20 protein-coding genes and 1 riboswitch are annotated in these 20,006 nt (G+C 60.3%); of the genes, 11 read left to right on the top strand and 9 right to left on the bottom strand.

What is annotated here, in order from left to right:
- The first annotated feature begins 105 nt into the window (after positions 1 to 105).
- The 4 genes from QSV77_RS07835 to QSV77_RS07820 all read left to right on the top strand — a co-directional run bounded on the left by QSV77_RS07835 (position 106) and on the right by QSV77_RS07820 (position 4,430).
- Positions 106 to 1,386, top strand: coding sequence for an extensin family protein (locus tag QSV77_RS07835; protein WP_302733045.1), 1,281 nt, complete (start codon positions 106 to 108; stop codon positions 1,384 to 1,386).
- Positions 1,387 to 1,819: 433 nt separating this feature from the next.
- Positions 1,820 to 2,641, top strand: coding sequence for a sulfite exporter TauE/SafE family protein (locus QSV77_RS07830; protein WP_035242351.1), 822 nt, complete (start codon positions 1,820 to 1,822; stop codon positions 2,639 to 2,641).
- A gap of 104 nt (positions 2,642 to 2,745) precedes the next feature.
- Complete coding sequence (locus QSV77_RS07825) at positions 2,746 to 3,672, top strand: ABC transporter ATP-binding protein (protein WP_142840157.1); 927 nt, start codon at positions 2,746 to 2,748, stop codon at positions 3,670 to 3,672.
- On the top strand, positions 3,669 to 4,430 hold the full coding sequence (locus QSV77_RS07820; protein ID WP_142840156.1) for an ABC transporter permease: 762 nt from the start codon (positions 3,669 to 3,671) through the stop codon (positions 4,428 to 4,430). Before QSV77_RS07825 ends, QSV77_RS07820 begins: the two co-directional genes overlap by 4 nt.
- Before the next feature lie 139 nt (positions 4,431 to 4,569).
- On the opposite strand, the gene QSV77_RS07815 is transcribed toward QSV77_RS07820, so the two are convergent.
- The 5 genes from QSV77_RS07815 to QSV77_RS07795 form a co-directional block, all read right to left on the bottom strand.
- Entirely contained in the window at positions 4,570 to 5,355 is a 786-nt protein-coding gene (locus QSV77_RS07815) for an SDR family oxidoreductase (protein WP_302733043.1), read from the bottom strand.
- A 23-nt stretch (positions 5,356 to 5,378) separates the two neighbouring features.
- Positions 5,379 to 6,338, bottom strand: coding sequence for a sugar-binding transcriptional regulator (locus QSV77_RS07810; protein ID WP_046798190.1), 960 nt, complete (start codon positions 6,336 to 6,338; stop codon positions 5,379 to 5,381).
- Positions 6,339 to 6,358: 20 nt separating this feature from the next.
- Positions 6,359 to 7,828, bottom strand: coding sequence for an FGGY family carbohydrate kinase (locus tag QSV77_RS07805; RefSeq protein WP_302733042.1), 1,470 nt, complete (start codon positions 7,826 to 7,828; stop codon positions 6,359 to 6,361).
- Positions 7,829 to 7,944: 116 nt separating this feature from the next.
- The gene (locus QSV77_RS07800) at positions 7,945 to 8,901 is read right to left on the bottom strand and encodes a transketolase family protein (protein WP_302733041.1); all 957 of its coding nucleotides are present in this window, start codon (positions 8,899 to 8,901) and stop codon (positions 7,945 to 7,947) included.
- Complete coding sequence (locus QSV77_RS07795) at positions 8,901 to 9,710, bottom strand: transketolase (RefSeq protein WP_302733040.1); 810 nt, start codon at positions 9,708 to 9,710, stop codon at positions 8,901 to 8,903. Before QSV77_RS07795 ends, QSV77_RS07800 begins: the two co-directional genes overlap by 1 nt.
- Before the next feature lie 229 nt (positions 9,711 to 9,939).
- Here QSV77_RS07795 and QSV77_RS07790 point away from each other — a divergent pair, with 229 nt between their 5' ends.
- From QSV77_RS07790 to QSV77_RS07775, 4 genes are all read left to right on the top strand, one after another.
- A complete protein-coding gene (locus QSV77_RS07790; protein WP_127758017.1) occupies positions 9,940 to 10,920 on the top strand; it encodes an ABC transporter permease in 981 nt (326 codons plus the stop codon).
- A gap of 132 nt (positions 10,921 to 11,052) precedes the next feature.
- Complete coding sequence (locus QSV77_RS07785; protein ID WP_065115989.1) at positions 11,053 to 11,982, top strand: sugar ABC transporter substrate-binding protein; 930 nt, start codon at positions 11,053 to 11,055, stop codon at positions 11,980 to 11,982.
- 117 nt (positions 11,983 to 12,099) lie between these two features.
- A complete protein-coding gene (locus QSV77_RS07780) occupies positions 12,100 to 13,578 on the top strand; it encodes a sugar ABC transporter ATP-binding protein (protein WP_271363556.1) in 1,479 nt (492 codons plus the stop codon).
- A 14-nt stretch (positions 13,579 to 13,592) separates the two neighbouring features.
- Positions 13,593 to 14,381: an SDR family oxidoreductase gene (locus tag QSV77_RS07775; RefSeq protein ID WP_065115987.1), complete on the top strand. Its 789-nt coding sequence runs from the start codon at positions 13,593 to 13,595 to the stop codon at positions 14,379 to 14,381.
- Positions 14,382 to 14,622: 241 nt separating this feature from the next.
- On the opposite strand, the gene ribB is transcribed toward QSV77_RS07775, so the two are convergent.
- Entirely contained in the window at positions 14,623 to 15,264 is a 642-nt protein-coding gene (gene ribB / locus QSV77_RS07770) for a 3,4-dihydroxy-2-butanone-4-phosphate synthase (protein ID WP_302733038.1), read from the bottom strand.
- A gap of 121 nt (positions 15,265 to 15,385) precedes the next feature.
- Positions 15,386 to 15,536: riboswitch (FMN riboswitch) on the bottom strand.
- A 294-nt stretch (positions 15,537 to 15,830) separates the two neighbouring features.
- Between ribB and QSV77_RS07765 the strand changes: the two genes are divergently transcribed.
- A complete protein-coding gene (locus QSV77_RS07765; protein ID WP_302733037.1) occupies positions 15,831 to 16,433 on the top strand; it encodes a hypothetical protein in 603 nt (200 codons plus the stop codon).
- A gap of 267 nt (positions 16,434 to 16,700) precedes the next feature.
- Here the strand turns inward: QSV77_RS07765 and QSV77_RS07760 are convergent, their stop codons facing one another.
- Genes QSV77_RS07760 through QSV77_RS07750 form a run of 3 tightly spaced genes read right to left on the bottom strand, consistent with a single transcriptional unit; the run spans position 16,701 to position 18,401 of the window.
- A complete protein-coding gene (locus tag QSV77_RS07760) occupies positions 16,701 to 17,408 on the bottom strand; it encodes a TIGR02281 family clan AA aspartic protease (protein ID WP_302733036.1) in 708 nt (235 codons plus the stop codon).
- The gene (locus QSV77_RS07755; protein WP_302733035.1) at positions 17,405 to 17,596 is read right to left on the bottom strand and encodes a DUF1289 domain-containing protein; all 192 of its coding nucleotides are present in this window, start codon (positions 17,594 to 17,596) and stop codon (positions 17,405 to 17,407) included. The genes QSV77_RS07760 and QSV77_RS07755 overlap by 4 nt, the downstream gene beginning before the upstream one ends.
- A gap of 19 nt (positions 17,597 to 17,615) precedes the next feature.
- Positions 17,616 to 18,401 carry an adenosylcobinamide-GDP ribazoletransferase gene (locus QSV77_RS07750; RefSeq protein WP_368045851.1) on the bottom strand — a complete coding sequence of 262 codons (786 nt, stop codon included), beginning with the start codon at positions 18,399 to 18,401 and terminating at the stop codon, positions 17,616 to 17,618.
- A gap of 152 nt (positions 18,402 to 18,553) precedes the next feature.
- Here QSV77_RS07750 and cobT point away from each other — a divergent pair, with 152 nt between their 5' ends.
- Positions 18,554 to 19,588: a nicotinate-nucleotide--dimethylbenzimidazole phosphoribosyltransferase gene (cobT, locus tag QSV77_RS07745; protein WP_110757180.1), complete on the top strand. Its 1,035-nt coding sequence runs from the start codon at positions 18,554 to 18,556 to the stop codon at positions 19,586 to 19,588.
- A gap of 8 nt (positions 19,589 to 19,596) precedes the next feature.
- Positions 19,597 to 20,001 carry a diacylglycerol kinase gene (locus QSV77_RS07740; RefSeq protein WP_142840147.1) on the top strand — a complete coding sequence of 135 codons (405 nt, stop codon included), beginning with the start codon at positions 19,597 to 19,599 and terminating at the stop codon, positions 19,999 to 20,001.
- Positions 20,002 to 20,006: the final 5 nt, after the last annotated feature.

Genomic DNA, 20,006 nt, shown 5'->3' with positions numbered 1-20,006 from the left:
CAGGTTCGTTATTTCCGGCAACCAATAAGGTTTCGTTTACCTCATTTCTTTAAAATTTATCCTGTATTGCCGCGAGTAGCGGCCGCTGAAGGTACAGGTTCTCGTATGGCGTATGTTTCCCTTCCGCGTCGTCTTGTGACGTTGCTGATGATTTCCACGGTTATGGTGTCGTGTTCGGCGGAAGGCCTCGTGCCGCCGGCCGAGGTTGATGGCACCACGCGTGTCAGCGCCATCCGGTCGTCGCGTCAGCAGGGCTACAGCGCACCATCAGGCGCGGTCTATCAGGCCGAGCGGGTCGGGCAGTCCACCGATTATCCAGCGGCCGTGTCGCAGCCAATGCCGGAGCCTTACGCTTCGCAGGACCCCCTGCTGCAATCGCCGCAGGGCGGGCAGGGTTACTCAACGCTTGATACCCAGCATCAGGCGCGCATGGCGGCAAGCGGCCACAGCGTGCCAACCCAGACCATGCAAAATCAGGCCATGCCCAACCAGCAGGTCGCCTCCAGCCAGATCGCCGAAGGCGAGGGTGGGGTGAACATGGATTCCATGCTGGGCGTGGAGCCGGTGCGCGGGCTCGCGGAAGAGCAGGATGCCGATATTGCCGAAGGTGTTTCGGAGCAGCCGGTGGTGGATGGTATCGGCACCGACAATCCGGTCGCCGTCGTTCCGCCGCGCCGGCAGCAGAGCGCCGGGCAATCGCGGCTGATACCGCCGCCGCCCGTTGGCGCGTCTTCCCGCCGCCAGCCGGTGGAGGAGGTGGCCATGTTGATGCCAAACGATCCCATGGCGCGGGGTGGGCCGCAAAGCGACCGCTCCATGCCACCCGGCGTCATGCCGTCCTCTGAAGTCGCCTGCCGCTCCGAACTACGCCGCCTCGGCGTCGCTTTCCGCGACGTCGCCCGCATTGCCGATGGTCCGACCTGCGGTATCGATTATCCGATCGAACTCAGTGGTCTGGCAAGCGGCGTCGCGATCCGCCCGGCGGTGAAGCTCAATTGCCAGGTCACGCTTGCCTTCGCCAAATGGGTGAAGTTCGAACTCGTGCCATCCTCGCGCTTCCGTTATCTCTCGGGCGTCGGCCGCATCACGCCGATGGGTGGTTATTCCTGCCGCAAGATGAATTCGCGCTCCAGCAATCCCTGGTCTGAACATGCGCGCGGCAACGCCATCGACATCGGCACCATCACGCTGAAGAATGGCAAGGAGATCGACGTTCGCAGCAAAAGCTTCTTCGCCTTCCGCGAGAAAGCGCTGCTGAAGGCGGTGCGGTCCGATAGCTGCAAATATTTCTCGACCGTTCTCGGGCCGGGCAGCGATCCCAATCACTGGAACCACTTTCACTTCGACCTGCGCACCCGCAAGTCAGGTTACAGGCATTGCGATTAGCGGATTTCAAAGGGTGTTCAGCTTCATTTCCCAGTATTCCGGCGCTGAGCCGAAATCCGGTCGACGCAGCTCTCGCGTGGCGGGAAGAGTGTTTTCAGCCCAAGGGCTTGGGCTGGCTGGATTCCGGCTCAAGGCCGGAATGACGGAGGTGGGGGAGGCGGCTGCATGAGAAGCTCCGCTTGCCTACTCTCGGTCTTCGCAAAAAAAGACCGGCCCGAAGGCCGGTGAAGAAGACTGCCTTATCGGGGGGATATCGGCGTCTTTGCAAGGGCATGCAATGGGACATGGTCCCAAGAAGCGGTCTATCCGGCGCGGGATAGGCGGCAAAAGACATCGCGCCGTACTGACCTGCGGCCAACATGGCTTGCCGCCCGTCTCTGATACGCTATGAGGGTCACATGTTTGTGACAACGGACCCCGGGAGCCCGCCTTCATGCCCCCTGTTTCAGAGATAATGGTCTTTGCCGCGGCGCTTGCGGCGGCCGGTGTGATCGCCGGTCTTCTGGCGGGGCTGTTCGGCATCGGCGGCGGCGCGGTGCTGGTGCCCGTCTTCTACCAGGTCTTCGGGCTGCTGGATGTGCCGGAGGCGGTGCGCATGCATCTGTCGCTCGGCACGTCGCTTGCCATCATCGTGCCGACCTCCATCCGTTCGTTTCTGACGCATCGCCAGAAGGGCGCCGTCGATATCGATCTGCTGAAGGGCTGGATCGTCGCCGTGCCGCTCGGCACCATCCTCGCATCTGTCGTGGCCGCCCATGCCTCCAGCGTCGCGCTCCGGCTGATCTTCGCCTTCATCGCGCTCGCGCTCGCCTTCCGGATGATCTTCAACCGGGCGAGCTGGCATCTTGGTTCAGACCTGCCGAATAATCCGGGCCGGTTTCTGGTGGGCACGGGCATCGGGCTTTTTTCCGGCCTGATGGGCGTTGGCGGCGGGGTGATGAACAATACCTTCATGACGCTCTACGGACGCACCATCCATCAGGCGGTTGCCACGTCTTCCGGTGTCGGTGTGCTGATTTCGCTGCCGGGTCTGTTGGGTTACATCTGGGCCGGCTGGGGCGATGCGGGCCTGCCGCCATTTTCCACCGGCTTCATCAACTGGATCGCCGTGGTGCTCTTGATCCCCATCACGCTTGTCGTTGCGCCCTATGGCGCGCGGCTGGCGCATGCGCTCAGCAAGAAGCAGCTGGAACGGGCCTTCGGGGTGTTTCTGGTCTTCGTTGCAGCGCAGTTTTTCTATAGTGTCTACGGCTGATTTTCCTTCCCCGTGGAACGCAGTGTTCAGGCTCTCGGGCTGGCATTTGCACGTTTCACGGCCTATATGGCGTGCATCTTACTCGGTTTTTCGAAAGATTCGCGATGAATGCCATTGTTTCGATACGGAATCTGACCAAATCCTACGCAAATGGCTTTCAGGCGCTCAAAGGCGTCAGCCTTGATATCAGAGAGGGAGAAATCCTCGCTCTTCTGGGTCCGAACGGTGCCGGCAAGACAACGTTGATCTCCATCGTTTGTGGTCTCGTCAATCCGGGTGAAGGTTCCGTTTTTGTCGGCGGGCATGATGTGGTGAAGGATTTTCGCCAGACCCGCGCCCTGATCGGTCTCGTGCCGCAGGAGTTGACGACTGACCAGTTCGAAACTGTGTGGAACACCGTCAGCTTTTCGCGCGGCCTGCACGGGCAGAAGAAGAACCCGGAACTGATCGAGCGCATCCTCAAATCCCTGTCGCTGTGGAGCAAGAAGGACAACATGCTGCGGGAGCTTTCCGGCGGCATGAAACGGCGTGTGCTGATTGCCAAGGCGCTGGCACATGAGCCAAAAGTGCTGTTCCTCGACGAGCCGACCGCCGGTGTGGATGTGACCCTGCGCCGTGACATGTGGAATGTCGTCTCCGAGCTGCGCGCCAAGGGCGTCACCATCATCCTTACGACGCACTACATCGAAGAGGCGGAAGAGATCGCCGACCGCGTGGGCGTCATCAATGGTGGCGAGTTGCTGCTGGTCGAGGAAAAGACGGCGCTGATGAAGAAACTCGGCCGCAAGCAGCTTTTCCTTGAACTCGCGCAGCCGGTGGAGCAGTTGCCGGAAAGCCTTGCGCCCTTCGGGCTTACGCTTTCAGACGATCGCTGCACCATCACCTATGAAATCGAGGATAATGGCGAGCAGGGACGCATGGCCGATCTTCTGGGCGCTCTTTCCGCCGCCAACATACACTTCAAGGATATTTCCACGCGACAGAGTTCGCTGGAGGATATTTTCGTTTCGCTGGTGGGAGACCAGAAATGAATTTCGAAGCCATCAAGGCCATCTATCTTTTCGAAATGGCGCGCACGCGGCGCACCCTGTTGCAGAGCGTGGTGTCTCCGGTCATTTCCACCTCGCTCTATTTCATCGTGTTTGGAACCGCGATCGGCTCGCGGATTCAGGAAGTTGGCGGCGTTTCCTATGGCGCTTTCATAACGCCCGGCCTGATCATGCTGACGCTTCTGACCCAATGTATCAGCAACGGCTCCTTCGGCATCTATTTCCCGAAATTCACCGGCACGGTCTATGAGATATTGTCTGCGCCCGTCTCGATGACGGAAATCGTCGCCGGTTATGTCGGGGCGGCGGCGACCAAGGGGCTGATGATCGGCACGATCATTCTGATCACGGCCACGTTCTTCGTGGATATCCACATTGCCCACCCGTTCATGATGGTGCTGTTCTTCGTGCTGACGGCTGTCAGTTTCAGCCTGTTCGGTTTTATCATCGGCATCTGGGCGACGAATTTCGAGCAGCTGAACCTCATTCCCATGCTGGTGGTGCCGCCATTGACCTTCCTCGGTGGCAGCTTCTATTCCATCGACATGCTGCCGCCCTTCTGGCAGACGGTCAGCCACTTCAATCCGGTGCTTTATCTCATCAGCGGTTTCCGCTGGAGCTTTTACGAGATCGCCGACGTCAATCCCGTCATCAGCCTTGCGATGATCACGCTGTTTCTGGGGCTCTGCCTTGGCGTTGTCGCCTGGATGTTCAAGACGGGGTATCGGCTGCGTAACTGACATTGCGGATTACTGCCTGTCACTGAAGACTTCTCTACAGTGCCGTCATCCTCGGGCTTGACCCGAGGATCCATGGTTGCGTGGGGATGGATCCTCGGGTCAAGCCCGAGGATGACGGGAGCAGAGAGGTCGCGAGCCCTCAAGACATGATCAACCCACCGTCGACATTGATCGTCTGGCCGGTGATGTATGCCGCATCCTCGGACGCCAGAAACGCCACCAGTGCGGCCACTTCCGCGGGCGTTCCAGCGCGGCGCATGGGGATGTTGCGTACCCATTCGGCCATTAGTTCGCCCGGCTTGTAGTCGCCCAGCATCTGGCCCCAGACGCGGTCGTTATAGTCCCACATTTCGGTATGGATGATGCCCGGGCAAATGGCGTTGACGGTGATGCCCTCAGGCGCCAGTTCCTTGGCAAGGCTTTGGGTCAGGCCGATAACGCCGAATTTCGAGGCGGCGTAATGCGGGGTATAGATGAAGCCCTGACGCGCCTGGCCGGAAGCGGTGTTGACGAGACGACCTTTGATGCCGCTTTCGCGGAAGCGGCGGATCGCCTCCTGGCAGCAGAGGAACGCGCCTTTGGTGTTGACGTCGAGATTGAAATCCCACTGTTCCTGCGTCAGTTCCTCGATCTTGGAAATGGTGATGACGCCGGCATTCTGGACGGAGATGGAAAGCGGGCCGATCGCTTCTTCGGCGGCACCATAGGCGTCGCGCACCGCTGCCGCGTCGCGCACATCGAGGATGACGCCGTGGGTGGCCGCGCCAGTTTCGTCCGCCAGTTTTCTGGCGGCGTCATGAGTGTCCCTGTCGACAGAGGCGATGGCGACTTTCGCGCCTTCCTCGGCAAAACGGCGGGCGATGCCGTATCCGATGCCCTTATTGCCTCCGGTCACGAATACGGATTGACCTTCAAAGCGCCTCATGTCTCCTCCTTATGGGATTTTGGCTATGTTTCCTTGCCGACCAGTCGTTCGGCGGTGAATTTATCGGTGACGAGCACGTCGATCACACCGGTTCTGAGTGCGCCAGCAATCGCCTCGGTCTTTTTCGAGCCGCCGGCCAGCGCAATGACGCGGTCGACATTGGAGAGGTTTTCCAGCGGCAGGCCGATGACCCGGTCGTCGAGCGGCGTCTTCACCGGCTTGCCGTCCTTGTCGAAGAAGCGCAGCGAGATGTCGCCCACCGCACCCGCCTGGGCGAGATCGGCCAGTTCCTTGGCGGAAAAAATGTTGCCGGAACGGGCGAGAAGCTCCGATGGTTCAACCGCGCCGACGCCGACGATGGCGAGCGTGATCGACCCGAAAAGATCGATGGTTTCGCGCACGAAGGGATCGGCGAGCATCAAGAGCTTGGCTTCGCGCGAGGTGGCGACGCCCGGCACCGGCAGCAGTTTCGGTTCGGCTTCCGTCAGCCGCGCCAGCCGGGTGGTGATCTGGGTCGCATGCGTCTGAACGGAAGGATCGCCCATGCCGCCCAGCGTCTGGACGATGTAGCGCGCCTTGGCACCTTTAAGCGGGTGGATGTTTTCCACCATCTTGAAGATCGTCTGGCTCCAGCTGGAAACACCGATGATCTCGTTCTGCGACAGCGTCACCTCGAGGAAATGGGCCGCTGCCTCGCCGATGCGGGCCATGATCGCACCGTCGCGATCCTCGCTGCAATCGACAACGATGGCTTCCGGCAGGTCGAAACGTTCGCGCAGCTGCGCTTCCAGATCGCTATAGGTGCCGGGCGGCGGAATGATGCTGGTGCGGACGATGCCTTCGGCCTCGGCACGCTTCAACATGCGCGAGACGGTGGCCTGCGACAGGTTGAGATGCTGCGCAATTTCCGCCTGCCTTTTGTGCTCGCTGAAATACATCTGCGCCACGCGGGATATCATTCGAAGTTCGTTTAGCCTGCCCATAAGCCCTCCAGGGTGAATTTTTATTCACCATTACCCGAGGTTACAGGCAAGGTCGAGCGGGCAATCGCATCGCGCCAGACGCTGAGCCGCTGGCTGTTTTCGCTCGCGGACGGCGCGATGGTGTTGCCGTTGCTGTTCAACGCCGCGATGGCGTCGAGGTCGCTCCAGACACCGAGGGCGAGGCCGGCGAGATAGGCGGCACCCAGTGCCGAGGCTTCCGGCGCGTCACGCTGGATGACGGGGTGTTGCAGCATGTCGGCGACACATTGCATCAGGAAACGGTTCTGGCTCGGGCCGCCATCCACGAACAGCCGTCCAAAACCCGAAGGCGACTGCGCGCGCATGGCGGCGAAGACGTCATGGACCTGAAAGGCAATCGAGTCAGTGACGGCGCGGGCCATCTGGGCACGCGTGGTGCTGAAATTGATCTGGGAGAACAGGGCGCGCGCATTGGTATCCCAATAGGGCGCACCGAGGCCAACGAAGGCCGGCACGAAACCGGGACCGTTTGGCTCGGCAGTGGCGGCGAGTTCCACCAGCGCGGCGACATCCGGCAGGCCGAGAATCTCCGTCATCCAGGGCAGGGAGGCTGCCGAAACGAGAATATTGCCTTCAAAGGCAAAGGTTGGTTTGCCGCCGAGCCGCCATGCAACGGTGGTGGTGATGTCGCGTTCGGGCGCGATGAAATGCGGCAGAGTGGTCATCACAGATGAGCCGGTACCGAAAGTGACCTTACCATCGCCGGGGTTGAAGGCGCCGTGACCGAAGAGGGCTGCGTGGCTGTCGCCGATGGCGGCGAGGATCGGTGTGCCGTCCTTGATACCGGGAACGCCTGATGTGGTGCCGAAGTCGCCGCTGCTGTCGCGCAGATCGGGCAGGGTGTTGATATCGATGCCGAAGAGCTCGCAAAGCTCATCGCTCCAGACCTGCCGGTTGAGATCGAGCACCTGGCTGCGGGCGGCGTTGGAGGCGTCGCAGGCATGCACCTTGCCGCCGGTGAAGCAATGGATGAGCCAGCTATCGATGGTGCCGACACGGAGCCTGCGCCCCTTCGGCGCGCGCTCCAGAAGCCAGCGCATTTTTGCGCCGGGAAACATGGGGTCGATCGGCAGGCCGGTCAGCGCCATGACGCGCTCGGAATGGCCCTTTTCGATCAGTTCGGCGCAGTCCTGCGCCGTGCGGCGGCATTGCCAGCTGAGCACCGGGCCGAGCGGCTCGCCGGTTTCGCCATCCCAGATGGTGACGGATTCGCGCTGGTTGGAAATGGCGATGGCCGCGACATCGATCACAGAGGGGGCGGCGGCGAGGCAGGTGGAGATCGCTTCACGGACCGAGGCCCAGATGCGGTTCGGATCCTGTTCCACCCAGCCGGGCTGCGGATAGGCGATGCCGACGGGAGATGAGCCGCGCGCCAGCAGCTCTCCGCTTTCCGAGACGAGTATGGCCTTGGAATTGGTGGTGCCCTGATCGATGGACAGAATGGCGCGCATTACGTGAGTCTTTCGTCGGCAGTTTTTCGTTTCGGCCTTGCGGCGATTAAACGACGATATTGCAGAAAGGGTGTCGCCGCGCATCCGAAGACACGCGACGACTCTGGGAGGAGACCTTATTTTCTCTTGATCAGCGCTTCGGCCGCATCCGCAATGGCGGCCGGCGCCATGCCGAATTCATCCAGCAGCCATTCGGCCGAACCGGTGTGGGCAAAGACACCGGGAACGCCGAGACGTTTCATCGGTACGGGGGCCTGCTCAACCACGACTTCGGCAATGGCCGAACCAAGGCCGCCGAAGATCGAATGTTCTTCAGCCGTCAAGATCGCGCCGGTTTCCTTCGCTGCGGCGACGATCGCCGCCTCATCGATGGGACGTACGGTCGCCATGTTCAGCACCCGCGCCTTGACGCCACGGCTGGCCAGAATATCGGCGGCCTTGACGATGCGGTGGGTCAGCGTGCCATTGGCGATCAAAGTCAGGTCGGAACCTTCACGCAGCAGGTTAGCGCGGCCGAGTTCGAAGATATGGCCTTCCGGCAGCAGATCCGGCACGCCGACGCGTGACAGCCGCAGGAAGCAGGGGCCGGCATAGTCCGCCGCCCATTTGACGGCAGCGGCCGTTTCGATGCGGTCGCAGGGCGCGATGACCGGCAGGTTCGGCAGAACGCGGGTCCAGGCGAAATCTTCGATGGAATGATGCGTCGGGCCGAGTTCGCCATAGGCCATGCCCGAGGAGATGCCGATCAGCTTCACATTGGCGTTGGAATAGGCGAGGTCGGCCTTGATTTGCTCCAGCGCGCGGCCGGTGAGGAAGCAGGATGCGCCGCAGACGAAGGGCAACTGGCCGCCATTGGCGAGACCAGCGCCGACGCCGACCATGTTCTGTTCGGCAATGCCGACATTCACGAGGCGCTCGGGGAATTTCGACTTGAAGCCGCCGAGCTTCGAGGAGCCGACCGAATCGTTGCAGACGGCGACGACCCTGTCATTGCCGGCGGCCAGCGCTTCCAGCGTTTCGGCGAAGGCGTCGCGGCAGTCATAAAGCTTGGCGGCGGTTACGGGCGCGTTCATTACAATGTCTCCGAAAGTTCTTTGACGGCGATTTCATATTGTTCCCTGCTCGGAACCTTATGGTGCCAGTCAACGCGGTCCTGCATGAAGGAAATGCCGTGACCCTTGTTGGTGTGGGCGACGATGCAATGCGGGAGGTTGCCGCGATGCTCCAGCGCCGACACGACTTCCGCCATGGCGTTGCCGTTGATTTCGCTGACTTCCCAGCCGAAAGCCTCGAGCTTCGGGCGAAGCGGCGCGACATCATTGGTTTCCGAAAGCGCCGCACCCTGCTGGAAGCGGTTGTGATCGACGATCAGCGTCAGATTGTTGAGGTCGAATTGCGCAGCGGACATGATGGCTTCCCAGTTGGAGCCTTCCTGCATCTCGCCGTCGCCGGTCATGACATAGGTGTGGTAGTCCGCACCGGAAAGCTTGGCCGCCTTGGCCATGCCGACGGCAACCGGCAGTCCGTGACCGAGCGGGCCGGTATTGGTTTCCACGCCCGGCACCTTGTTACAGTTCGGATGGCCGTTGAGGCGCGAATTCGGCTGCAGGAAGGTCGAGATTTCCTCTTCCGGGATGAAACCGCGCTTGGCAAGCGTCACATACAGCGCGCAGGCCGTATGGCCCTTGGAAAGCACGAAGCGGTCGCGGGCAGGGTTCTTCGGATCATCCGGCCAGATACGCAGGACGCGGAAATAAAGGGCCGTCATGATGTCGATGGCCGACATTTCGCCGCCGACATGGCCCGCACCCGCTTCAAAAACAGCCTGTACGTCGCGAAGGCGAATCTGGCGCGCAATGCGCTCTAGCTCCTGGGACTGCATGGAATCCTCTTCAAAACATGCGTGTGAATATTTATGCATCTATTTATATAATTGCAGAGATGGCGTTTCTGTCAAGATGGAATTGCGGATGTTTATCGCCAGGCGGCATCGGCATTGCCGTGAAAGCCCTATTGACAAGCTTCTCTCAACTGGCTTATGCATGTTTCGCCGATGATGAATAATTATTCTAATCGGTTTAAAAAATGCAAGACAGTCATCGGGAGGAGCCATGTCCGCGCTTGAACGCAATGAGGGGGTCACGCACACCAGGAGCCCGCTTGCCTGGCTGAGTGGTGCGACCGGACCGCTTTTGGGCCTGCTGCTGCTGTGTGTCTTTTTGACTTTCGCCAGCGAGAACTTCCTGTCGCTCCGAAACGGGCTCAACATTCTCGACCAGATCACCGTGCTCGGCATCATGGCCGTCGGCATGACCTTCGTGATCCTGCTTGGCGGCATCGACTTGTCCGTCGGCTCGGTGCTGGCGCTGTCGATGATGATCATGGGCTGGACGGCCAATGTCGCGGGCATGCCGATGGGCATGGCCATCGTGCTGGCGCTTGTCGCCTCTGCCGCCTGCGGCCTCGTGGTCGGTATTCTGGTGACGGCCTTCCGGGTGCCTGCTTTCATTGCCACGCTGGCGATGATGTCGGTGGCGCGCGGTCTCGCCAATATGATCACCGATGGACAGCAGATCGTCGGTTTTCCTGACTGGTTCATGATGCTGGCGATAGAGCGTCATTTCGGCGTGTTGACCGCAACCGTGCTGCTGATGCTCGTTGTGGTGCTTGTCACCTGGATTTTCCTGCGTTTCCGCTCCGAAGGCCGCACGGTTTATGCTGTTGGCGGCAACCCGGAAGTGGCGCGTCTTGCCGGCATCAACGTGCCGCTGGTGACGATCTGCGTTTATGTCGCCTGTGCGGTTCTGGCCGGTCTGGCCGGCATCGTTCTTGCGGCACGTCTCGACTCGGTGCAGCCCTCCAGCGGCTTCGGTTACGAGCTGGATACGATTGCGGCTGTCGTCATCGGCGGAACCTCGCTTTCGGGCGGTGCGGGCGGCATTGGCGGCACCCTGATCGGCGTGCTGATCATCGGCGTGCTGCGCAATGGCCTCAATCTGCTCAACGTTTCTCCCTTTTTGCAGCAGGTCATCATCGGTGTGGTCATCGTGCTGGCCGTGGGTGCTGAAACCTTGCGTCGCCGCAGAAGCTGAATTTGCCTGCGGATGGCGAAGAGCCGTCCGCGCAATAAACGACCCTCCCGGCATGGGAGGCGTGAAAAACGGCCGGAGGGGAGGAGGTTTGATCTGCCCGAAGGTCAACAATCAACAAATGGAGGAATAATCATGAAATTTTCACGCATTCTGCTGACATCCGCCGCCCTTCTCGCCATGTCGCTCGGCCAGGCCAATGCCGCCGAAGTCAAGAAGATCGGCCTTGCCGTCGCCAATCTGCAGGCGAACTTCTTCAACCAGATCAAGCAGGCCGTTGAAGCCGAAGCCAAGACGCGCGGCATTGCCGTCGTCACCGTTGACGCCAAGGGCGATGGTCCGACGCAGGTCAATCAGATCCAGGATCTGCTGACCCAGAACATCGATGCGCTGATCTACATTCCGGCCGGTGCCGCCGCTGCGACCGTTCCGGTAAAGCTTGCCAAGGCTGCGGGCGTCCCGGTCATCAACATCGACCGCAATGCCGATGGCGCGCCCGGCGATACCTTCCTTGCCACCGATTCCGTCGCCTCCGCCAAGGCGGTTTGCGATTACATCATCAAGCAGGCCGGTGGTTCGGGCAAGATGGTCATCATCCATGGCCAGAAGGGCACGACACCGGAAGTGGACCGCACCAAGGGCTGCATGGAATCGGTAAACGCCAATTCCGGCGTGAAGATCGTCGCCGAACAGTGGTCCAACATGTGGAGCCAGGATGAAGGCTTCCAGATCATGCAGAACATGCTGCAGGCCAATCCGGATGTTTCCATCGTCTTTGCACAGGCCGACGGTCTGGCGCTCGGCGCTGCACAGGCAATCAAGGTCGCCAACCCTTCGCAGAAGATCGTCGTTGGCGGCTTCGATGGTGATACGGCAGCCCTTGAGGCGCTGAAGAACGGCGTGTTCGACGTGACCGCGACGCAGCAGACCCAGAAGATGGGCCGCATGGCTGTGGAAATGGCCGTCAAGATCGTCGGCGGGGAGAAGGTTCCGGCCGTGCAGCTCTCCGATGCGACGCTGACGACCAAGGAAAATGTCGAAGGCTTCATCGCCAACCATCCCTGATCCTGCTGCCCCGCGCGACCCATGGGATGCGCGGGGCATTCACTGGTTTGTCTTTAGGTTATTTCGGACGCAAGGCTTGGGCATTGCCGCTGCTTATGTGTCCTGGGAGGTCCCGTCATGCGCGAGCCGGTTCTTTCGCTCCGTGGCATCAGCAAACGTTATGGTCCGCTTGAGGTTCTGAAAGCCGTCGATCTCGATGTCTATCCGGGCGAAGTGGTGGCGTTGCTGGGTGAAAACGGCGCGGGCAAATCCACGCTGTCAGGTATCATCGCCGGTTCGCGTGAGCCGTCCGAGGGCAAGATGACATGGCTTGGGCAGCCATACGCGCCTGCATCGCCGCGCGAGGCGATCGATAAGGGTATCGTGCTCATCCATCAGGAGCTGAAGCTTCTGCCGGAGCTTTCCATTGCCGAGAATGTGTTCATCGGCCGCTGGCTGATGAAGAACGGCGTTATCGACCGCGCCGAGATGGTGCGCAGAGCCCAGCAGCAGCTGGCGCGCCTCAATCTCCACATTCCCGCCACCCGCAAGGTGGCCGGCCTTTCCACCGCCAACCAGCAGCTGATCGAAATCGCCAAGGCGCTGGCGCTGGACGCGAAACTTCTGATCCTCGATGAGCCGACGGCGGCACTTGGCGGCGCGGAAACGCAGGCGCTGTTCGAGCAGGTGCGCAAGCTGCGCGCCGAGGGCGTCGGCATCATCTATATTTCCCACCGCATGGAAGAGATCAAACAGATCACCGACCGCATCGTCGTGTTGCGCGACGGCGAGCGGGTGCATGAATTTGCCGATAGCGCGACGCCGGTGCGTACCATCGTTGAAAGCATGGTCGGCCGCTCGCTGGAGCGCCTGTTCCCGGCATTGCCGGAACCGCAGGACAAGGTGGTGCTGGAGGTCAAGGGGCTGACTGGCGCGACCAATGCCTTCCGCGACATCAGCTTCGGCGTTCGCGCCGGTGAAATCCTTGGTATCGCCGGTCTTATCGGCGCGGGACGCACCGAGCTGGTGCGGGCGATATCCGGTGCTGACCCGACGAGTGCGGGTGAGGTGCTGCTGGATGGCAAGGTGCTGACGCTGAAAAGCCCGGCGGATGCTATCGCCAAGGGCGTCGTCATGGTGCCGGAAGACCGCAAATTGCAGGGGCTGGTGGTGGAGCACGAGATCGGTGAAAACCTGATCTATGCCAATCTCGACCGCGTCGGCACCGGCTGGATCACGCCGCGCATCAAGCGCGCCTTTACCAGAGAGGCCATCGCCAAATTCGGGGTGAAGGGCCGCAGCGAACAGCCGGCGTCCGATCTTTCCGGTGGCAACCAGCAGAAGGTGGTCATTGCCAAATGGCTTGCCCGCAATCCGCGCGTGGTGGTGCTGGACGAGCCGACCCGCGGCATCGATGTCGGCGCACGCGCGGGCATTTACGACATTATCGTCGGTCTGGCGAAAAGCGGCGTGGCCGTCATCGTCGTCAGTTCCGATCTCGAGGAAGTGCTGGGCGTATCGAACCGCATCCTCGTGCTCGCGCAGGGAAAACAGGCCGGCATTCTCAACCGTGACGAAGCAAACGACGTTTCGGTCATGGAACTGGCTACCATTTGAAGAAGGAAATACCGATGTCCACCATCACGCTCAACGCGCCGAAACTGTTCGATCTTTCCGGCCAGGTGGCACTTGTCACCGGTGCCGGCTCCGGCATCGGCCAGCGCATCGCCATGGGGCTTGCCCAGTCCGGCGCCAATGTCGCGCTGCTTGATCGCCGCACCGATGACGGTCTGGCGCAGACCGCCGATTTCATCGCCAAGGCCGGGCGCAAGTCGATCCAGATTGCGGCTGACGTCACCAGCAAGCAGGCATTGACTGAAGCGGTTGCCCGTACTGAGGCCGAGCTTGGCGCGCTTTCACTCGCTGTCAATGCCGCCGGCATCGCCAATGCCAATCCGGCCGAGGAGATGGAGGAAAGCCAGTTCCAGACGATGATGGACATCAACCTGAAGGGTGTTTTCCTCTCCTGCCAGGCGGAAGCCAATGCCATGCTGAAGAATGGCCGTGGCGCGATCGTCAACATCGCCTCCATGTCTGGCGTCATCGTCAATCGCGGGCTGATGCAGTGCCATTACAACGCCTCGAAGGCCGGCGTCATCCACATGTCGAAATCCATGGCGATGGAGTGGGTGGGGCGCGGCATTCGCGTCAACACCATCTCGCCGGGTTACACCGCAACGCCGATGAATACACGGCCGGAAATGGTGCACCAGACCAAGCTGTTCGAAGAACAGACGCCGATGCAGCGCATGGCGGGCGTCGATGAGATGGTTGGTCCGGCGATCTTCCTGCTGTCAGATGCGGCGAGCTTCGTGACGGGCGTGGATCTGCTGGTGGATGGCGGTTTCTGCTGCTGGTAGGGTTTTGGCGTCGTGGAAGTACTGACTTACTGGTCTGATGAACATAAACGTCCGCGCCAACCGGCGGTTCACTACACTCCACGTCATCCTCGGGCTTGACCCGAGGATCCATGGACGGCCGAGTTGTGGATCCTCGGGTCAAGCCCGAGGATCACGGAGCTGAGAGGTTTCAGCGCTTCAGTTACCCATTTAACGCCCGGCTTGCGCCGGGCGTTTTTGTATTCACACCACAAGCAGCAGTTCACGCAACCTGCTTCTGCACCACGTCTTCGACAATCTCGCCCTTGAGGTAAGCAACGAGATCCTTGATCGTCACGACGAGCAGGCCGTGGCGTTCGGCGAAGACTTCGAGCTGGGGCAGGCGGGCCATGGTGCCGTCGTCATTGGCGACTTCGCAGATGGTGCCGGATGGGAATTTCCCGGCGAGGCGGCAGAGGTCCACGGCGGCTTCCGTGTGGCCGGTGCGGCCGAGAACACCTTGCGGATTGGCGCGCAGCGGGAAGATGTGGCCGGGACGGGCGAAGTCTTCCGGGCGCGAACCCTCCGACACCAGCGCACGCACTGTCTCTGCCCGGTCGGCGGCGGAAATGCCTGTCGTGGTGCCCGGAATATAGTCCACCGAGACGGTGAAGGCCGTCTTGAGTGATTCGGTGTTGCGCGACACCATCAGCGGAATGTCGAGCGCATCCAGACGCTCACCCGGCATGGCGACGCAGACCAGCCCGCGGGCATGGTTCATCATGAAAGCGATCTGCTGCGGAGTGATGCTGTCGGAAGCGGCGATGATATCGCCTTCGTTTTCGCGGTCTTCATCGTCAACCACAATCACCATCTCGCCACGGGAAATGGCATCGATCGCGTCTTCAATTTTAGCAATGGTCATTCTATTTCAAGCCTTTCAAGGGGTTATGCCGTTTTGCGGCATTTTCGCGCTTCAAGAAGCGCCAAATATCCCTTGGGCGAACAATGCAATGCGAAGCCCGCTCACGCGCGGGCGCCTTATGCCTTGTCCTCTTCCATCCGGACTATACCGTCGGCTCCGGCCTCTCACCGGATCTGCTGACCTTCCGGCTTTGGAGACCGGAAGCGCTCGCGGGCTCCGGGAAAAATCCCGATACCGCCGGTGGGGAATTACACCCCGCCCTGAGAACAGCACCAACATAAATTATCAAATGGGAAGGAATCAAGGGGCAATGGTTCGCTGAGCGGGGGCCGGGCTGAAAGAAATCTCTCGGAAGGGTGTTTCTACGAGTATTTTAATTCGCCGATTAATATGGTCGCACCCTTACCGTGTTTTCCCATCGTGACCGATCTGACATCGAGAATGCAAGTCATAGCCCCGCTTACGATTTGAAACGGCGTCTTAGTATTGTTAATATTGGCGAATTATGATTTTTATATTGTCGTTATTACAAGGTTTATTTTTATTATATTTATGGAGATCGTTGCATGTCAGCGACGCAGCAAATATCTGAAACCCCGCAATTGCTCGCTGCAGTGGTCGCGGCTTCCACAGCCTTCACGCTCTGGATACTTGGTCAATTCGTAGCAGTGGGCGTCGGCGTCTGGAAAAAAGCGCGAGAAAAAGAGAAATCTATTCGATCCCTGTATGCTGAAATCGACTTTAATACAGCCGATATGGCGATCTTTCTCGCAGCGCCTATTTCTTATGTGACCTTCAGGGAGCGCATCAAGGAAAACAAAGATTTCGTGCCGCATATTACAGATGCACGTCACACCCATTTCTATCTGAAGAATATCGATTCCATATCCGCCACCGGGCGAGAGTACATTGGAGATGTCGTCTACTTCTATGGTGTTCTGGATAAAATCCGCGCCAAGATAGATGGAATATACCGCAAGAGCTTCACCAATATTTCGCTCGAGGGGCGAGAAAGTGCTATTCGGAGCCTCTATGAACATGCGGATGAGGCAAAGAAAACCGGCGAGAAACTTTTGGAGACGATGGAACGAAAATACAGGGGATATAAACTGAAGCGAAAAATTCGTTCGCCAGGCATTTCTAAAAACCAAAAAGCGCCGAAACCATAGTTCGACGCTTCGCTTCTCGCAGTGGAAAGACGTTCAGATCAAAGTAGGATGGGATCAGGACCGATCATGTAGAGAACTCCTGCGTTGAACATGTAATCTTGTCTCATGGCCAATGTGGGATGTCAATCATTTGCCGAGGTGGCGAGATTTTCCGGAAAATCCACTGTCTCCAGCGGTTCTGCGTCGCCCAAAGTTCTCGTTGTTGCTTCACATATATTGTGGCGAAAGCCTTTGATTTCAAGATGAGATGGCTTGTCCGAGATGAGTTTATCGATCCCGCAACCGCAATTCGTCCGTCTGCATCTGCAGCGAACCGAGCGTTGACAGGAAGCTCATGCCGAGCAGGCTCTGGCCCAATTGGCCGTCTTGGGCGACGAGGGCAGGGATGTTGCGGCGCACGATCGGACCGATGCCGATTTCCGACAGGGTGACGGGGGCTGCTGCCGTGCGGCCATTTGCGGTCATGACCGGTACGGTATAGCGCAGGCTGCCGGTGTCGATGCCGATTTCGGCGGCGTCGGCATTGGCCAGCACCACGGAGCTAGCGCCGGTATCGACGAGCATGTGGATGGTCTTGCCATCAACGCTGACATTCGCCTCGAAATGGCCGCTCATCGATTTGTGTAGCACGATTTCCTGTTCGCCGCCGGCGGTCGTCACCACCACGGCGCGGCCCGGCATCAGGCCACCAAGCAGCCGATCACCGAAGGATTGCAGGTCGTAGCGATAGAGATAGAGCGACACGAGGCCGAGGATGATGACGAGCCAGACGGCGAGCTGGCGGATGACGGTGCCGAAGCCACCGCGTCTTCCGGCCAGGATGCCGACCGACAGGAGGCCGGCAATGGGCACGAGATAGAGGGCCTGTGCGAATTGATCATTATCGATGCCGAGCGTGCGGCCACCATCGTGATTGATGAGAAGTAGGCCGAGGCCCACGGCGAGGACAAGGAGAACGATGGTCAGCCTGTTCATGCGGTATGCGTCTCCTTGGCGGTCTCGCTCAAATTTTCCAATCTTCGCGGCAGCGCCTGCATGATCGCGCGGCGCTTCTCGTCGCTATAGCCTGCCCAGCCGCCGATTTCATCCAGCGTGCGGCCGCAGCCGATACAGAGGCTGTTGGTCGCATCGAGGCGGCAGATATGGATGCAGGGTGTTTCCATGACGATCTATATCAGACCGTTACGTCGCAAGGGCAAGGGCGACGAGAGTAACGATCTCCGTGATCTGCTGGCAGGCGCCGATGGTATCGCCGGTATGGCCGCCGATCTTCCTGTCGCACAGCCGGCCGAACAGCACGGTGGCCAGAATGGCTGCCGCCAGCACAAGTGCAATCGACAGAAGAGGCAAAGCGTGCAGTGTGAAGAGAATGAAGACCAGCAGCCCGATCGCCAGCGCAATATTGCGCTCGGTGTTTCCCGGTTGGCCGGCGCCGGCGGCAATGCCGGAGGTTTTGGCGGTGGGCATGGCCTGCCAGTGCCACACCATCAGGGAACGGCTCAGGACAAGTGCGGCGATAAGGCCGGCGGCGGCAGTTTTTGCGGGAAGTGTCTCGATCAGCGATGCGAGTGCGGTGGCGCGCAGGGCAAAGGACAGCACCATGGCGATCGTGCCATAGCTGCCGATGCGGCTGTCCTTCATGATCTCAAGCGTGCGTGCCTTGTCCTTGCCTGCGCCAAAACCATCAGCCATATCGGCCAGTCCATCCTCATGCAGTGCACCTGTCAGAAGCGCCGTGAGGGCGATGGCAAGCCAGCCGGTGAGCTGCGGCGAGGCATCGAAAGTAGCGAAAATCACCACCAGAAAAGCCGCGGGCAGGGCGATCAGCAGGCCGGCGGCGGGAAAGGCGCGGGCGGTGCGGCGCATCGACACGCCATCGGCATTTTCGAAAAACCGCGAAGGAACCGGCAGGCGGCTGAGAAAGGCAACGGAATGCATGACATCTGTTATAAAATCCCGGGCCTTCATGCTCTCTCCGTTGCTGCACTTGCATTTCCGGTTGTTCCGCGGCGCATCCGCGATTATGAGAGGCGCAACAAAGACCGATTTGCCGGAAAACACAAGTTCCGGACGCATGAGCCGATGCGACAGCCAACCCGGCTACGAAAGAGACCGACACCATGAGCATGAGCGGATTGCCCTTCGACGATTTTCGCGCGCTGTTGCGTGAGCTTCCCGGCCCGGAGACGCACGCGCTGGTGGCGGCCAAGGAGCGCAATGCGCAGCTGACCAAGCCTGCCGGTTCGCTCGGCCGCCTTGAGGAAATCGCCATGTGGCTGGCCGCGTGGTCAGGCCGTTCGCCAGCCGTCACCCGTCCGCTGGTGGCGATTTTTGCCGGCAATCATGGTGTCACCCGTCATGGTGTTACGCCCTATCCGACTTCCGTGACCCAGCAGATGGTGGAGAATTTTGCAGCCGGCGGTGCTGCCATCAACCAGATCTGCGTCGCCAATGATCTCGGCCTGAAGATATTCGACCTGGCGCTTGATTATCCGACCGGCGACATCACCTGCGAGCCGGCGCTTTCGGAGCGCGACTGTGCGGCGACCATGGCCTTCGGCATGGAGGCGATTGCCGGCGGCACCGATCTTCTCTGCGTCGGCGAAATGGGCATCGGCAACACCACGATTGCCGCGGCGATCAACCTCGCGCTCTATGGCGGCACGGCGGAAGAATGGACCGGCCCCGGCACCGGTTCGGAAGGCGAGGTCATGGCCCGCAAGATCGCGGCGGTGAAGGCCGCTGTCGAGTTCCATAAGGACCACCTGTCCGATCCGCTGGAAATCATGCGCCGTCTCGGCGGACGCGAGATTGCGGCGATTGCAGGCGCTATCCTCGCGGCGCGCGTGCAGCGTATTCCCGTGCTGATCGACGGTTATGTGGCAACCGCCGCTGCGGCTCTCCTGAAAGCCGCCAATCCTTCGGCGCTCGATCATTGCCTGATCGGCCATGTCTCGGGTGAGCCCGGTCATCTGGCCGCTGTCGAAAAGCTTGGCAAGACGCCGCTTCTGGCGCTTGGCATGCGGCTGGGCGAGGGTACCGGGGCAGCGCTTGCCGCCGGCATCGTCAAGGCTGCGGCCGCCTGCCATTCCGGCATGGCGACTTTCGAAGCGGCGGGTGTGGACACCCGCATCAGCCCCCGCACCGATCATTGAGGCCGAAGATGGACGCGACGCCGCAAAAGAAGCAACCCGAACCGGCATTCCGCAAGGAAAAAGGCTGGCGGCATCTTTTCGCCGCTGCCCGCTATTCCGTGCAGGGGCTGGGCCGGCTGTGGCAGGAAGCGGCGTTCCGGCATGAGGTTCTGGCCTTCGGCGTCGGGCTTGGCCTGCTTCTCATCGTCGCTGCGCCCTTTGCGCATCTTCTCGTCTTCACTGTGCTGATGTTGCTGCTGTTTGCGGTCGAGGCGCTCAATACCGCGATTGAGGAGCTGGTGGACCGCATTTCGCCGGAAATTTCCTCGGTCGGGCGACATGCCAAGGACCTCGGCTCCTTCGCCGTTTTCTGCCTGTTGATGGCGAACGGATTCTTCGTGCTTTATTCGCTGGTAACGACGTTGTTCTTCTGAGGCCT

Source organism: Agrobacterium sp. V1 (assembly GCF_030518355.1).
GTDB lineage: Bacteria > Pseudomonadota > Alphaproteobacteria > Rhizobiales > Rhizobiaceae > Agrobacterium > Agrobacterium cucumeris.
This window is presented reverse-complemented; position numbering and strand designations above follow the sequence as displayed.

Bases quoted from the DNA above. Each gene is read 5' to 3' on its own strand.
- QSV77_RS07835 (WP_302733045.1), top strand. From the start codon at position 106: ATGGCGTATGTTTCCCTTCCGCGTCGTCTTGTGACGTTGCTGATGATT.
- QSV77_RS07830 (WP_035242351.1), top strand. From the start codon at position 1,820: ATGCCCCCTGTTTCAGAGATAATGGTCTTTGCCGCGGCGCTTGCGGCG.
- QSV77_RS07825 (WP_142840157.1), top strand. From the start codon at position 2,746: ATGAATGCCATTGTTTCGATACGGAATCTGACCAAATCCTACGCAAAT.
- QSV77_RS07820 (WP_142840156.1), top strand. From the start codon at position 3,669: ATGAATTTCGAAGCCATCAAGGCCATCTATCTTTTCGAAATGGCGCGC.
- QSV77_RS07815 (WP_302733043.1), bottom strand. From the start codon at position 5,355: ATGAGGCGCTTTGAAGGTCAATCCGTATTCGTGACCGGAGGCAATAAG.
- QSV77_RS07810 (WP_046798190.1), bottom strand. From the start codon at position 6,338: ATGGGCAGGCTAAACGAACTTCGAATGATATCCCGCGTGGCGCAGATG.
- QSV77_RS07805 (WP_302733042.1), bottom strand. From the start codon at position 7,828: ATGCGCGCCATTCTGTCCATCGATCAGGGCACCACCAATTCCAAGGCC.
- QSV77_RS07800 (WP_302733041.1), bottom strand. From the start codon at position 8,901: ATGAACGCGCCCGTAACCGCCGCCAAGCTTTATGACTGCCGCGACGCC.
- QSV77_RS07795 (WP_302733040.1), bottom strand. From the start codon at position 9,710: ATGCAGTCCCAGGAGCTAGAGCGCATTGCGCGCCAGATTCGCCTTCGC.
- QSV77_RS07790 (WP_127758017.1), top strand. From the start codon at position 9,940: ATGTCCGCGCTTGAACGCAATGAGGGGGTCACGCACACCAGGAGCCCG.
- QSV77_RS07785 (WP_065115989.1), top strand. From the start codon at position 11,053: ATGAAATTTTCACGCATTCTGCTGACATCCGCCGCCCTTCTCGCCATG.
- QSV77_RS07780 (WP_271363556.1), top strand. From the start codon at position 12,100: ATGCGCGAGCCGGTTCTTTCGCTCCGTGGCATCAGCAAACGTTATGGT.
- QSV77_RS07775 (WP_065115987.1), top strand. From the start codon at position 13,593: ATGTCCACCATCACGCTCAACGCGCCGAAACTGTTCGATCTTTCCGGC.
- ribB (WP_302733038.1), bottom strand. From the start codon at position 15,264: ATGACCATTGCTAAAATTGAAGACGCGATCGATGCCATTTCCCGTGGC.
- QSV77_RS07765 (WP_302733037.1), top strand. From the start codon at position 15,831: ATGTCAGCGACGCAGCAAATATCTGAAACCCCGCAATTGCTCGCTGCA.
- QSV77_RS07760 (WP_302733036.1), bottom strand. From the start codon at position 17,408: ATGAACAGGCTGACCATCGTTCTCCTTGTCCTCGCCGTGGGCCTCGGC.
- QSV77_RS07755 (WP_302733035.1), bottom strand. From the start codon at position 17,596: ATGGAAACACCCTGCATCCATATCTGCCGCCTCGATGCGACCAACAGC.
- QSV77_RS07750 (WP_368045851.1), bottom strand. From the start codon at position 18,401: ATGAAGGCCCGGGATTTTATAACAGATGTCATGCATTCCGTTGCCTTT.
- cobT (WP_110757180.1), top strand. From the start codon at position 18,554: ATGAGCATGAGCGGATTGCCCTTCGACGATTTTCGCGCGCTGTTGCGT.
- QSV77_RS07740 (WP_142840147.1), top strand. From the start codon at position 19,597: ATGGACGCGACGCCGCAAAAGAAGCAACCCGAACCGGCATTCCGCAAG.